The following is a 12841-nucleotide window of genomic DNA, read 5'->3' on the forward strand; positions in this document are numbered from 1 at the left end:
CTTTCCAATCCATCGCGTCGCCACCACAGGAGACAACAACAATGAACATCCAGAACGTCGTCGACATCAGCCAGACCGCCAGCGAAGCCGAACGCTACCGGCCGGATCCGGCCAAGGTGCTCAAGGGCGACCCCGAGCAGGCGGTGTTCAACCAGTACGACAGCCCTTGCGGGCAAATGAACGTCGGCGTGTGGGAAGGCGCGGTCGGGCAATGGACGGTGAACTACACCGAGCACGAGTACTGCGAGATCCTGCAAGGGGTGTCGGTGCTGCGCGACAGCGACGGCAACGCCAAGACCCTGCGCGTCGGCGACCGCTTTGTGATTCCGGCCGGTTTCCGGGGCACCTGGGAAGTGCTGGAGGCGTGCCGCAAGATCTATGTGATCTTCGAGCAGAAGGCCTGAGGATCTGCGCCCCTTTAGCTGACGCCAGCAGGCTGGCTTCCACAGGGAACACCACACAGATCCACGGTGTGGGCTTGCCCGCGAAGGGGCCCGGACCGGCAACCCAAAACCGGGGCAACAAAAAAGGCCCGTATCGTGAGATACGGGCCTTTTTCGTCGGTCGGAAAAATCAATTACTTGATTTTGCCTTCCTTGTAGATCACGTGCTTGCGAACAACCGGATCATATTTCTTGATCTCGATTTTGTCCGGGGTAGTACGCTTGTTCTTGTCGGTAGTGTAGAAGTGACCAGTACCGGCGCTCGAGATCAAACGAATCAATTCACGCATGATTAGCTCCCTTAAATCTTGCCGTCGCGGCGAAGTTCGGCCAGCACGACATCAATGCCGCGCTTGTCGATGATACGCATGCCTTTGGCAGATACGCGCAGACGCACGAAACGTTTCTCGGACTCAACCCAGAAGCGGTGATGCTGCAGGTTTGGCAGGAAACGACGACGGGTTTTGTTGTTTGCGTGGGAAATGTTATTCCCGGTTACCGGACCCTTACCGGTAACTTGACATACTCTAGACATGCCTCAGCCCTCTAAAACCACATGCCCAACCCGGCATGGGTTGGCCGCTTAATCTCTAGTCATTGTGGCGCCAGGCGCCGCGATTCTTTAGAGGTCTTACCGGCTACACCTACAAGCGAAGGAACCGGGCCCCTAGAAAAGAGCGCTGCTTTATACCAGAAAGACCCGAGAGCAACAACAATCGGTGTGCAATCAATTGGCAAAAAGCCGGAATTTGCCCCTGCGGACGCTTTGGATTAAGGCTGTCGAGGATTTCGACCGCTCGTCGCACAAAAGCGGCGATGCCGGCGATCCGCTCCCCCGGCACCGCCCTCCACCGCCAAAACCCCGCAAACCCGGCCCTGAAATTGCAAAAAGGGATAGTCATTTGCAACCGTGCCCACTAGGGTAGGCCTTTTCCAGACTGCACTTGCAGATGGGCCTCCGATCTGTAAAGGAATCTGACCATGCGCCTCGCTGCCCTCCCCCTTTTGCTCGCTCCGCTGCTGCTGAGCCCCCTCGCCCAGGCCGCCGCCCTGAGCGTCTGCACCGAGGCCAGCCCCGAAGGGTTCGACGTGGTGCAGTACAACTCGCTGACCACCACCAACGCCTCCGCCGACGTGCTGATGAACCGTCTGGTGGACTTCGACACCGCCAGCGGCAAGGTCGTCCCGAGCCTCGCCGAAAGCTGGGACGTCAGCACCGACGGGCTGACCTATGTGTTCAAGCTGCGTGCGCAGGTGAAGTTCCACAGCACCGACTACTTCAAGCCGACCCGCGACCTGAGCGCCGAAGACGTCAAGTTCAGCTTCGACCGCATGCTCGACCCGGCCAACCCGTGGCACCAGGTGGCCCAGAGCGGCTTCCCCCATGCCCAGTCGATGCAGCTGCCGGCGCTGATCAAGAAGATCGACGCCCTGGATCCTTTGACCGTGCGCTTCACCCTCGACCATCCGGACTCGACCTTCCTGGCGACCCTGAGCATGGGCTTCGCCTCGATCTACTCCGCCGAGTACGCCGACCGGCTGCTCAAGGCCGGCGCGACGGACAAGCTCAACAGCCAGCCGGTGGGCACCGGCCCGTTCGTGTTCACCCGCTTCCAGAAGGACGCCTCGGTTCGCTACAAGGCCAACCCGGACTACTTCGGCGGCAAGCCGGCGGTGGATCCGCTGATCTTCGCCATCACCCCGGACGCCAACGTGCGCCTGCAGAAGCTGCGGCGCAACGAATGCCAGATCGCCCTGTCGCCCAAACCGCTGGACGTACAGGCGGCGAAACAGGAGCCGACACTCAAAGTTGAAAAGACCGACGCGTTCATGACCGCTTTCGTCGGCATCAACAGCCAGCATCCGCCGCTGGACAAGCCGGAAGTGCGCCAGGCGATCAACCTCGCCTTCGACAAGGCCAACTACCTCAAGGCCGTGTTCGAAGACACCGCCGAGGCCGCCAACGGCCCCTACCCGCCCAACACCTGGAGCTACGCGAAGAACCTGCCCGGCTACGCCCACGACGTGGACAAGGCCAAGGCGCTGATGGCCAAGGCCGGCCTGAAGGACGGTTTCCAGACCACCATCTGGACGCGCCCGTCCGGCAGCCTGCTCAACCCCAACCCGAGCCTCGGCGCGCAGTTGCTGCAGTCGGACCTGGCGGAGATCGGCATCCAGGCGGAAATCCGCGTGATCGAATGGGGCGAGCTGATCCGTCGGGCCAAGGCCGGCGAACACGACCTGCTGTTCATGGGCTGGGCGGGCGACAACGGCGACCCGGACAACTTCCTCACGCCGCAGTTTTCCTGCGCGGCGGTCAAGTCCGGCACCAACTTCGCCCGGTACTGCAACGCCGACCTGGACCGCTTGATCAGCGCCGGCAAGACCACCAGCGAGCAAGGCGTGCGCAGCAAGCTCTACGAACAGGCGCAGGCCCTGATCCAGCAACAGGCCCTGTGGCTGCCGCTGGCGCACCCGACCGCCTTCGCGCTCACACGCAAGGATGTGCAGGGTTACTCGGTGAGCCCGTTCGGGCGGCAGGACTACGCCAAGGTCACCCTGAAATAGCAGACACAACCCCGCCCCTGTAGGAGCAAGCCTGCTCGCGATGGCGCCGTGTCAGTCAACATCGATGTTGATCGATCTGCCATCGCGAGCAGGCTCGCTCCCACAGTGGACTGCGCTGATTCCGTGCGCAGCTACATCCAGCCGCACTCCGCCATCGACAGCGGCTCGCCCTCGCCGACGATGAAGTGATCGAGCACCCGCACATCGATCAGCTCCAGTGCCTTCTGCAGCCGCTTGGTCAGCACGCGATCCGCCTCGCTGGGGTCGGTATTTCCCGACGGGTGGTTGTGGCACAGGATCACCGCCGCCGCGTTATTGGCCAGAGAGCGCTTCACTATCTCCCGAGGATGCACGGCCGTGTTGTCGATGGAGCCGCGAAACAGCGTCTCGAAGGTCAGCACCTGGTGCTTGGAGTCCAGGAACAGGCAGCCGAACACCTCGTGCGGCTCGTGGCGCAACATGGCCTTGAGGTAATCGCGCACGACCTGCGGGCTCTCCAGCGCCGGCTTGCGCCGCATGCGTTCCGCCAAGTGCCGACGCCCCATCTCCAGCACGGCCTGCAACTGGGCGAACTTCGCCGGCCCCAGCCCCAGTTGTCCGCTGAAGGCGTTCAGGTCAGCCTCCAGCAAGAAACGCAGGCTGCCGAATTGATTCAACAGGTGTCGCGCCAGATCCACCGCGCTTTTTCCGGACACGCCGGTGCGCAGAAAGATCGCCAGCAGTTCGGCGTCCGAAAGGCTCGCGGAGCCCTGCTCAAGTAGCTTTTCCCGCGGCCTTTCCGCCGCCGGCCAATCGCGAATACTCATACACATTCCTTGTCTGTGGGCGCCGCTGTTCCATAGCGGACGCTGTGATATCGTAGCCCATCTTTTTTGGCGGTCGGCCCGCCCCTGGGGAGGGGGGTGCCGCACCGCTACCATCCATGAAATGAAAGGCAGACCTATGCAGCGGCTGTATCGGAAACGCATCGTTCTGGGCGTCGGCGGCGGCATCGCGGCCTATAAAAGCGCCGATCTGGTTCGCCGCCTGATCGACCAGGGCGCCGAAGTGCGCGTGGTCATGACCCGCGGCGGCAGCGAATTCATCACCCCGCTGACCATGCAGGCCCTGTCCGGGCACCCGGTGCACCTCGACCTGCTCGACCCTGCCGCCGAAGCCGCGATGGGCCACATCGAACTGGCCAAATGGGCCGACCTGGTGCTGATCGCCCCGGCCACCGCCGACCTGCTGGCCCGCCTGGCCCAAGGCATCGCCAATGACCTGCTGACCACCCTGGTGCTGGCCACCGACGCCATCGTCGCCGTGGCTCCGGCCATGAACCAGGCCATGTGGCGCGACCCGGCCACCCAGGCCAACCTGCAGCTCCTGGAAAGCCGCGGCCTGAAGACCTTCGGCCCGGCGTCCGGCAGCCAGGCCTGCGGCGACGTCGGCATGGGCCGGATGATGGAAGCCACCGACCTGGCCCAATGCGCGGCGGACTGTTTCCAGCGTCAGGCGCTGACCGGCAAGCACGTGGTCATCACCGCCGGCCCGACCCAGGAAAACATCGACCCGGTGCGCTACATCACCAACCACAGCTCCGGGAAAATGGGCTTCGCCCTGGCCGAAGCGGCGGTGGAGGCCGGCGCCCGCGTGACCCTGATCAGCGGCCCGGTGCACCTGCCGACCCCGGACCGCGTCACCCGCATCGACGTGGTCAGCGCCCGGGACATGCTCGCGGCCTGCGAAGCCGCGATGCCTTGCGACATCTTCATCGCCTCGGCAGCGGTCGCGGACTACCGCCCGGAAGTCGTGGCCCCACAAAAACTCAAGAAAGACCCTACGAGCGGCGACGGTTTCGTCCTGCAAATGGTACGTAACCCGGACATCCTGGCCACCATCGCCACCCGTTCCGACCGTCCGTTCAGTGTCGGCTTCGCCGCCGAGACCGAACACCTGCTCGACTACGCTGCACGCAAACTCAAGGACAAGAATCTCGACCTGATCGTCGCCAACGACGTCGCCAACCCGAGCATCGGCTTCAACAGCGAAGAGAACGCCTGCAGCGTCATCGACCGTGGGCTGCACGCCACGGTCTTCGCCCAGACCAGCAAGGGCAAGATCGCCCGCCAACTGGTCACATTCATCGCCGAACGGCTGAACCAGGTTTAATTTACATGCACGCTTTGCAAGCCAAGATCCTCGACCCACGCATCGGCACCGAATTCCCGCTGCCGCAATACGCCACGCCCGGCTCCGCCGGCCTCGACCTGCGCGCCATGCTGGAACAGGACACCGTGATCAAGCCGGGCGAGACCGTGCTGATCCCCACCGGCCTGTCGGTGTACATCGGCGACCCGAACCTCGCCGCGCTGATCCTGCCGCGCTCCGGCATGGGCCATAAGCACGGCATCGTGCTGGGCAACCTGGTCGGCCTGATCGACTCCGACTACCAGGGCCCGCTGATGGTCTCCTGCTGGAACCGCGGCCAGACCGACTTCACTATGACCGTCGGCGAACGCCTGGCGCAACTGGTGCTGGTGCCGGTGGTGCAGGCGCATTTCGAGATGGTCGAGGAGTTCGTCGAGACCGAACGCGGCACCGGCGGTTTCGGCCATACCGGCACCAAGTGACCGTTCGTGGCGAGGGAGTCGGCCCCCTCGCCACAGCAAGCGGCCACGCCGGGCGGGGCGTCATGGCCCTTTCATACCACGAACTCTCTGCGGAAAACGCCGTCATACCCTTCAGTTTGAGCCTGCCGCCGAGTGAGTCGCCGGCGCGTCCAGCCACTTTCGAGATGGAGCATTTCCGCCGATGAGCACCCCAGCCCAAGTAGCACCGAAGCTTCCCGACAGCATTTTCCGCGCGTATGACATCCGCGGCACCGTGCCGGAATTCCTCAACGCCGAAACGGCCTACTGGATCGGCCGCGCCGTCGGCTCGCAGAGCCTGGCCCAAGGCGAGCCGAACGTGTCCGTCGGCCGCGACGGGCGCCTGTCCGGCCCGGAACTGGTCGCCCAACTGATCAAAGGCATCGCCGACAGCGGCTGCCACGTCAGCGACGTCGGCCTGGTGCCGACCCCGGCGCTGTACTACGCCGCCAACGTGCTGGCCGGCAAGTCCGCGGTGATGCTCACCGGCAGCCACAATCCGTCGAACTACAACGGCTTCAAGATCATGATCGCCGGCGACACCCTCGCCAACGAGCAGATCCAGGCCCTGCACGAGCGCCTCAAGACCGGCGACCTGAGCAGCGGCCAGGGCAGCGTGACCCAGGTCGAGATCCTCGACCGCTACACCACCGAAATCGTCCGGGACATCAAGCTGGCCCGACGCATGAAAGTCGTGGTCGACTGCGGCAACGGCGCGGCCGGCGTGATCGCCCCGCAACTGATCGAAGCGCTGAACTGCGAAGTGATCCCGCTGTTCTGCGAAGTGGACGGCCACTTCCCCAACCACCACCCGGATCCGGGCAAGCCTGAGAACCTCGTCGACCTGATCGCCAAGGTCAAGGAAACCGGCGCCGACCTGGGCCTGGCCTTCGACGGCGACGGCGACCGCGTCGGCGTGGTGACCGACGCCGGCAGCATCGTGTTCCCGGATCGCCTGCTGATGCTGTTCGCCCGCGACGTGCTGGCGCGCAACCCGGACGCAGAGATCATCTTCGACGTCAAATGCACCCGCCGCCTCATCCCGCTGATCAAGGAATACGGCGGCCGGTCGCTAATGTGGAAGACCGGTCACTCGTTGATCAAAAAGAAGATGAAACAATCCGGCGCCCTGTTGGCCGGCGAAATGAGCGGGCATATCTTCTTCAAGGAGCGCTGGTTCGGCTTCGACGACGGCATCTATAGCGCCGCGCGGCTGCTGGAGATCCTCAGCCAGGAGAAATCCACCGCCGAAGCGCTGTTCGCGACCTTCCCGAACGATGTTTCGACGCCGGAAATCAATATCCATGTGACCGAAGAGAGCAAATTCAGCATCATTGATGCACTGCACGACGCACAGTGGGGCCCAGGCGCGGACCTGACCACCATCGACGGCGTGCGGGTCGACTACGCCAAAGGCTGGGGCCTGGTACGCGCATCCAACACCACACCGGTGCTGGTGCTGCGTTTCGAGGCCGATGACGAGGCAGAACTTGCACGCATCAAGGCTGTGTTCCATGCCCAGCTGAAACGCGTTGCACCTGATCTCCAACTACCGTTCTGATTCACCCGGAGCCCTGAATGACCCTCGAACGCGATGCCGCCGCCCAAACCGCCAAGGTCCTGTCCGAAGCGCTGCCTTACATCCGACGTTATGTCGGCAAGACCCTGGTGATCAAATACGGCGGCAACGCGATGGAAAGCGAGGAGCTGAAGACCGGCTTCGCCCGCGACATCGTGCTGATGAAGGCCGTGGGCATCAACCCGGTGGTCGTGCACGGCGGCGGCCCGCAGATCGGCGATCTGCTCAAGCGCCTGTCCATCGAAAGCCACTTCGTCGACGGCATGCGCGTCACTGACGCCGCCACCATGGACGTGGTGGAAATGGTGCTCGGCGGCCAGGTCAACAAGAGCATCGTCAACCTGATCAACCGGCATGGCGGCAGCGCCATCGGCCTGACCGGCAAGGACGCCGAGCTGATCCGCGCGAAGAAGCTCAACGTCACCCGCCAGACCCCGGAGATGACCACCCCGGAAATCATCGACATCGGCCATGTGGGCGAAGTGGTCGGGATCAACACCGACCTGCTGAACCTGCTGGTCAAGGGCGATTTCATCCCGGTGATCGCGCCGATCGGCGTCGGTGAGAACGGCGAGTCGTACAACATCAACGCCGACCTGGTGGCCGGCAAGGTCGCCGAAGCGCTGAAGGCCGAGAAACTGATGCTGCTGACCAACATCGCCGGCCTGATGGACAAGGAAGGCAAGGTACTGACCGGCCTGAGCACCCAGCAAGTCGACGCGCTGATCGCCGACGGCACCATCTACGGCGGCATGTTGCCGAAGATCCGCTGCGCGCTGGAAGCGGTGCAGGGCGGCGTGGGCAGCTCGCTGATCATCGACGGCCGCGTGCCGAATGCGATCCTGCTGGAAATCTTCACCGACACCGGTGTGGGCACCCTGATCAGCAACCGCAAGCGTTCTTAAGCGCTCACGCAAACGAAAAGACCCCGCTCAGCCTGGCTGAGCGGGGTCTTTTTTTGCCTCAGATCCCTGCAGGAGCGAGCCTGCCCGCGCCTGCAAGGAACCCGGTCAAACGCCGAACTGGGCGCGGTAGGCCTCGACGGCCGGCAGGTGCTGCTTGAGTTGCGGGTCGTCGGCCAGGAATTCCAGCACCTGGTTCAGCGACACGATGCTGATCACCGGGATGCCGAAGTCACGCTCGACTTCCTGGATCGCCGACAGCTCGCCGTTGCCGCGCTCCTGGCGGTTCAGGGCGATCAGCACGCCGGCCGCCTTGGCGCCTTCCTGGGACGCGATGATCTGCATCACTTCGCGGATCGCGGTGCCGGCGGTGATCACGTCGTCGATGATCAGCACGTCGCCGGTCAGCGGCGCGCCGACCAGGCTGCCGCCCTCGCCGTGGGCCTTGGCTTCCTTGCGGTTGAAGCACCATGGCAGGTCGCGGCCGTGGTGTTCGGCCAGCGCGACGGCGGTGGTGGCCGCCAGCGGGATGCCTTTGTAGGCCGGGCCGAAGAGGACGTCGAAGGAAATGCCGCTGTCGGCGATGGCCGCCGCGTAGAAACGGCCCAGCTGGGCCAGCGCGGAACCTGAGTTGAACAGGCCGGCGTTGAAGAAGTAAGGACTGGTGCGCCCGGACTTCAGGGTGAACTCACCGAAGCGCAAAACGCCGCGATCGATGGCAAAACGAATGAAATCGCGCTGATACGCTTGCATGAAAAAAACCCCAAATACCACGGATTTAGCTAATTAGCTTGACGCCGTGTATCATACACGCACGCGATTTTTGGGGCCATTTATGCGGATCATCAGTGTGAACGTCAATGGTATTCAGGCTGCAGTCGAGCGAGGTTTGCTCAGTTGGCTGCAGGCTCAGAATGCCGACGTCATCTGCCTGCAGGACACCCGTGCCTCCGCCTTTGAACTGGACGACCCAGCCTTCCAACTGGACGGCTACTTCCTTTATGCCTGCGACGCCGAAGTTCCCGCCCAAGGCGGTGTGGCTTTGTACTCGCGGTTGCAACCGAAGGCTGTCATCAGCGGTCTCGGTTTCGAGACGGCCGACCGCTACGGGCGCTACCTGCAAGCAGATTTCGACAAAGTCAGTATTGCCACCTTGCTGCTTCCTTCGGGGATGAACGGCGATGAGGACTTGAACCAGAAGTTCAAGCTCATGGACGACTTCGGCAAGTATCTGGACAAACAGCGGCGCAAACGTCGCGAGTACATCTATTGTGGCTCGCTGTACGTGGCGCAGCAGAAGCTCGACATCAAGAACTGGCGCGACAGCCAGCAATCCCCGGGCTTCCTGGCGCCGGAACGCGCCTGGATGGACGAGATCGTCGGCAACATGGGTTATGTCGACGCCTTGCGCGAAGTCAGCCGCGAAGGCGACCAGTACAGCTGGTGGCCGGACAACGAACAGGCCGAGATGCTCAACCTCGGCTGGCGCTTCGACTACCAGATCCTGACCCCGGGCTTGCGTCGCTTCGTGCGCAGCGCACGCCTGCCGCGTCAGCCACGGTTCTCGCAGCACGCACCGCTGATCGTGGACTACGACTGGACGCTGACCATCTGAGCGCCTTTTCGCAGCCTCAAAAAAACCGACATCGCTGTCGGTTTTTTTGTGCCTGAAGGCTTTGCCCGGCGGGAACCGTCGATCGTTACTTGATCAGGCGCCAGGTGAACGGATACCGGTAGGCGATCCCTTCGTTGGCCTTCACCCCGCCGATGATCGTCAGCACCAGCGCGCCGATGGCCAGCAGGCCGAACAGCACGAAGCCGATGATCAGCACCATCAGCAGGAAGCAGACCATCGAGGCGATCGCCACGGTGATCTGGAAGTTCAGCGCTTCCTTGCCCTGGGCATCGATGAACGGATCGGTCTCGCGCTTCATCTGCCAGAGGATCAGCGGCCCGATCAGCGTGCCGAAGGGCACCCAGATCCCCAGCAGGGCGGACAAGTGACAAAACATGGCCCACTGGCGCACCTCGTGGCTCGGCCTGGGCTGCAGCTCTTGTTCGTCACTCATCGCATCCTCCTTGGGGTCGCCCGGCGGCTCAGTCAGCCAGCGCCGCCTTCTGCAGTTCGAAGATCTCGGTCATGCCCTTCTTGGCCAGCTCCAGCATGGCGGTCAGTTCCTCAGGCTGGAACGGCGCGCCTTCGGCGGTGCCCTGCACTTCGATGAAGCCGCCGGTGCCGGTCATCACCACGTTCAGGTCGGTCTCGGCGGCGGAGTCCTCAAGATAGTCCAGATCCAGCACCGGCTCGCCCTGGTACATGCCCACGGAAACGGCGCCGACCATCTGCTTGAGCGGGTCGCCGCCCTTCAGGCCGCCGCGCTTCTTGATCACCTTCAGCGCATCGACCAGCGCGACCATGGCGCCGGTGATCGACGCGGTGCGGGTGCCGCCGTCGGCCTGGATCACGTCGCAGTCGACGTACAGGGTGACATCGCCCAGCTTGGACATGTCCAGGGCCGCGCGCAGGGAACGGCCGATCAGGCGCTGGATCTCCAGGGTGCGCCCGCCCTGCTTGCCGCGGCTGGCCTCGCGCTGGTTACGCTCGCCGGTGGAGCGCGGCAGCATGCCGTACTCGGCGGTCAGCCAGCCCTGGCCCTGGCCCTTGAGGAATCGCGGCACGCCGTTTTCGACGCTGACGGTGCAGATGACCTTGGTATCACCGAATTCGACCAGTACCGATCCCTCGGCATGCTTGGTGTAGTTGCGGGTAATGCGGATCGAGCGGAGCTGATCGGCAGCGCGACCACTTGGACGTTTCATAGGAGATACCTGTACTGGGGACGGAAAACTGCGGAGCATTATAGGGCCGTGCACCGCGCCTGGGCAGTCGTCAAAAATGCCCGCCGACGACCGAGGGCCCTGCAACGCCTGTCCCCGACGGCCTGCAGCCCTTTGTCACAGCGTGTGTTTGGGCGCATCCGCCGCACTGCGCTACAATCCTGCGCCTTTGCTGCCAGTCGGCTTACATTCATTGAGAGCGATGAGGCGGAACGCAGGTTCCGCACCGTTCTGCATTGCGAGGTACCACCATGGTGCACAGCATGACCGCCTTCGCCCGCGTCGAGAAAGCCGGCGTCCAGGGCACCCTGAGCTGGGAACTGCGCTCGGTCAACAGCCGCTACCTGGAACCGCACCTGCGCCTGCCGGAGTCCTTCCGCGACCTCGAAGGCGCCGTGCGCGAAGCGCTGCGCCAGGGCCTGTCGCGGGGCAAGCTGGAATGCACCCTGCGCTTCACCGAAGAAAGCACCGGCAAACCGCTGCAGGTGGACCGCGAGCGCGCCGCGCAACTGGTCGCCGCCGCCGAGACCGTCGCCGGCCTGATCAAGAACCCCGCCGCCCTGAACCCGCTGGAAGTGCTGGCCTGGCCGGGCGTGCTGGTCGCCGACGCCAGCGATCCGCAGGCGCTCAACGCCGAGGCGCTGGCCCTGTTCAACCAGGGCCTGAAGGAGCTCAAGGCCGGCCGCGAGCGCGAAGGCGCGGAGCTGGCCCGGTTGATCGACGACCGCCTGACCTCCATCGAAGAAGACGTATCGACCCTGCGCGAACTGGTTCCGCAGATGCTCGCCACCCAGCGCCAGAAGGTCCTGGACCGCTTCGCCGACATGAAGGCCGAGCTGGATCCGCAGCGCCTGGAGCAGGAAATGGTCATGCTCGCGCAAAAGAGCGACGTGGCCGAAGAACTGGATCGCCTGAGCACCCACATCATCGAAGTCCGCCGCGTGCTCAAGTCCGGCGGCGCGGCCGGGCGGCGCCTGGACTTCCTGATGCAGGAGCTCAACCGCGAAGCCAACACACTGGGCTCCAAGGCCTTCGACCCGCGCAGCACCCAGGCGGCGGTCAACCTCAAGGTGTTGATCGAGCAGATGCGCGAACAAGTGCAGAACATTGAGTAAGGCTATTCCCATGACCCACAGCACCGGCACCCTTTACATCATTTCCGCCCCCTCGGGCGCGGGCAAGAGCAGCCTGGTCAAGGCGCTGACCGACGCCAACCCGGAAATCCGCGTATCGATCTCCCACACCACCCGCGCCATGCGTCCGGGCGAGGTGGATGGCGTGAACTACCACTTCGTGACCCGCGAAGCGTTCGTGAAGATGGGCGAACACGGCGACTTCCTCGAACGCGCCGAAGTGTTCGGCAACTTCTACGGCACCTCGCAAAGCCGCCTGCAGCAGACCCTGGACGAAGGTCATGACCTGATCCTGGAAATCGACTGGCAAGGCGCCGAACAAGTGCGCAAGCTGATGCCCCAGGCCCGCTCGATCTTCATCCTGCCGCCTTCGCTGCAAGCCCTGCACCAGCGCCTGACCAACCGCGGCCAGGACAGCGACGAGATCATCGACGGACGCATGCGCGAGGCGGTCAGCGAGATGAGCCACTACGTCGAATACGACTACGTGATCATCAATGACGATTTCGCCCATGCGCTGGACGACCTGAAAGCGATTTTCCGTTCCAACCAGCTGCTGCAGAAACGCCAGCAAGTGCGTTTCGGCAAACTGCTGGCCGAACTGCTCGGTTGACCGGCTCTTCCCAAACGCGCCGCAAGGGCTTTACATTGGCACTTGCAGCGCGTTGAAGGGTCTGGTCAAAAAATCAGCGCTTCCCTAATCGCTGGTGTTTTTTTAAACTGCCGAGTCCGCTCGCCCATCCGGGCA

14 protein-coding genes and 1 pseudogene are annotated in these 12841 nt (G+C 63.6%); 9 read left to right on the forward strand and 6 right to left on the reverse strand.

Annotated features, from left to right (window positions below; genetic code table 11):
* Positions 1-41 precede the first annotated feature (41 nt).
* The gene (locus CAG33_RS12100; RefSeq protein WP_085578939.1) at positions 42-404 is read left to right on the forward strand and encodes a cupin domain-containing protein; all 363 of its coding nucleotides are present in this window, start codon (positions 42-44) and stop codon (positions 402-404) included.
* A 173-nt stretch (positions 405-577) separates the two neighbouring features.
* Here CAG33_RS12100 and rpmG read toward each other — a convergent pair whose 3' ends face one another.
* Both rpmG and rpmB read right to left on the reverse strand, forming a co-directional pair.
* Complete coding sequence (gene rpmG, locus CAG33_RS12105) at positions 578-733, reverse strand: 50S ribosomal protein L33 (RefSeq protein ID WP_003177274.1); 156 nt, start codon at positions 731-733, stop codon at positions 578-580.
* Between the two features lie 11 nt (positions 734-744).
* Positions 745-978: a 50S ribosomal protein L28 gene (gene rpmB, locus CAG33_RS12110; RefSeq protein ID WP_085578941.1), complete on the reverse strand. Its 234-nt coding sequence runs from the start codon at positions 976-978 to the stop codon at positions 745-747.
* 446 nt (positions 979-1424) lie between these two features.
* Between rpmB and CAG33_RS12115 the strand changes: the two genes are divergently transcribed.
* Entirely contained in the window at positions 1425-3011 is a 1587-nt protein-coding gene (locus CAG33_RS12115) for an ABC transporter substrate-binding protein (protein WP_085638556.1), read from the forward strand.
* Positions 3012-3142: 131 nt separating this feature from the next.
* Here CAG33_RS12115 and radC read toward each other — a convergent pair whose 3' ends face one another.
* On the reverse strand, positions 3143-3817 hold the full coding sequence (radC, locus tag CAG33_RS12120; RefSeq protein WP_085578945.1) for a DNA repair protein RadC: 675 nt from the start codon (positions 3815-3817) through the stop codon (positions 3143-3145).
* A 136-nt stretch (positions 3818-3953) separates the two neighbouring features.
* Here radC and coaBC point away from each other — a divergent pair, with 136 nt between their 5' ends.
* The 4 genes and pseudogenes from coaBC (at position 3954) to argB (ending at position 8125) form a co-directional block, all read left to right on the forward strand.
* Positions 3954-5162 (forward strand): bifunctional phosphopantothenoylcysteine decarboxylase/phosphopantothenate--cysteine ligase CoaBC, encoded by a 1209-nt coding sequence (gene coaBC / locus CAG33_RS12125; protein ID WP_085578947.1) that lies wholly within the window; start codon positions 3954-3956, stop codon positions 5160-5162.
* 5 nt (positions 5163-5167) lie between these two features.
* Positions 5168-5623, forward strand: coding sequence for a dUTP diphosphatase (gene dut / locus CAG33_RS12130; protein ID WP_085578949.1), 456 nt, complete (start codon positions 5168-5170; stop codon positions 5621-5623).
* Between the two features lie 175 nt (positions 5624-5798).
* Positions 5799-7202 (forward strand): annotated as a pseudogene (locus CAG33_RS12135) (phosphomannomutase/phosphoglucomutase); the annotation flags it as partial.
* A 17-nt stretch (positions 7203-7219) separates the two neighbouring features.
* Positions 7220-8125 (forward strand): acetylglutamate kinase, encoded by a 906-nt coding sequence (gene argB / locus CAG33_RS12140; RefSeq protein ID WP_085630201.1) that lies wholly within the window; start codon positions 7220-7222, stop codon positions 8123-8125.
* Positions 8126-8230: 105 nt separating this feature from the next.
* Here argB and pyrE read toward each other — a convergent pair whose 3' ends face one another.
* Positions 8231-8875, reverse strand: coding sequence for an orotate phosphoribosyltransferase (pyrE, locus tag CAG33_RS12145; protein WP_085630203.1), 645 nt, complete (start codon positions 8873-8875; stop codon positions 8231-8233).
* Positions 8876-8957: 82 nt separating this feature from the next.
* On the opposite strand from pyrE, the gene CAG33_RS12150 reads away from it, so the two are divergent.
* Positions 8958-9737 (forward strand): exodeoxyribonuclease III, encoded by a 780-nt coding sequence (locus tag CAG33_RS12150; RefSeq protein ID WP_007920349.1) that lies wholly within the window; start codon positions 8958-8960, stop codon positions 9735-9737.
* Positions 9738-9822: 85 nt separating this feature from the next.
* Here CAG33_RS12150 and CAG33_RS12155 read toward each other — a convergent pair whose 3' ends face one another.
* Both CAG33_RS12155 and rph read right to left on the reverse strand, forming a co-directional pair.
* Positions 9823-10191 carry a DUF4870 domain-containing protein gene (locus tag CAG33_RS12155; protein WP_085578957.1) on the reverse strand — a complete coding sequence of 123 codons (369 nt, stop codon included), beginning with the start codon at positions 10189-10191 and terminating at the stop codon, positions 9823-9825.
* 28 nt (positions 10192-10219) lie between these two features.
* On the reverse strand, positions 10220-10942 hold the full coding sequence (gene rph, locus CAG33_RS12160) for a ribonuclease PH (protein ID WP_085578959.1): 723 nt from the start codon (positions 10940-10942) through the stop codon (positions 10220-10222).
* A 269-nt stretch (positions 10943-11211) separates the two neighbouring features.
* Here rph and CAG33_RS12165 point away from each other — a divergent pair, with 269 nt between their 5' ends.
* Together CAG33_RS12165 and gmk are read left to right on the forward strand one after the other, a co-directional pair.
* Complete coding sequence (locus CAG33_RS12165) at positions 11212-12075, forward strand: YicC/YloC family endoribonuclease (protein WP_085578961.1); 864 nt, start codon at positions 11212-11214, stop codon at positions 12073-12075.
* 10 nt (positions 12076-12085) lie between these two features.
* Positions 12086-12706 carry a guanylate kinase gene (gene gmk, locus CAG33_RS12170; RefSeq protein WP_085578963.1) on the forward strand — a complete coding sequence of 207 codons (621 nt, stop codon included), beginning with the start codon at positions 12086-12088 and terminating at the stop codon, positions 12704-12706.
* Positions 12707-12841 lie beyond the last annotated feature (135 nt).

Source organism: Pseudomonas sp. B3(2017), from assembly GCF_002113595.1.
Taxonomy (GTDB): Bacteria; Pseudomonadota; Gammaproteobacteria; order Pseudomonadales; family Pseudomonadaceae; genus Aquipseudomonas; species Aquipseudomonas ekonensis.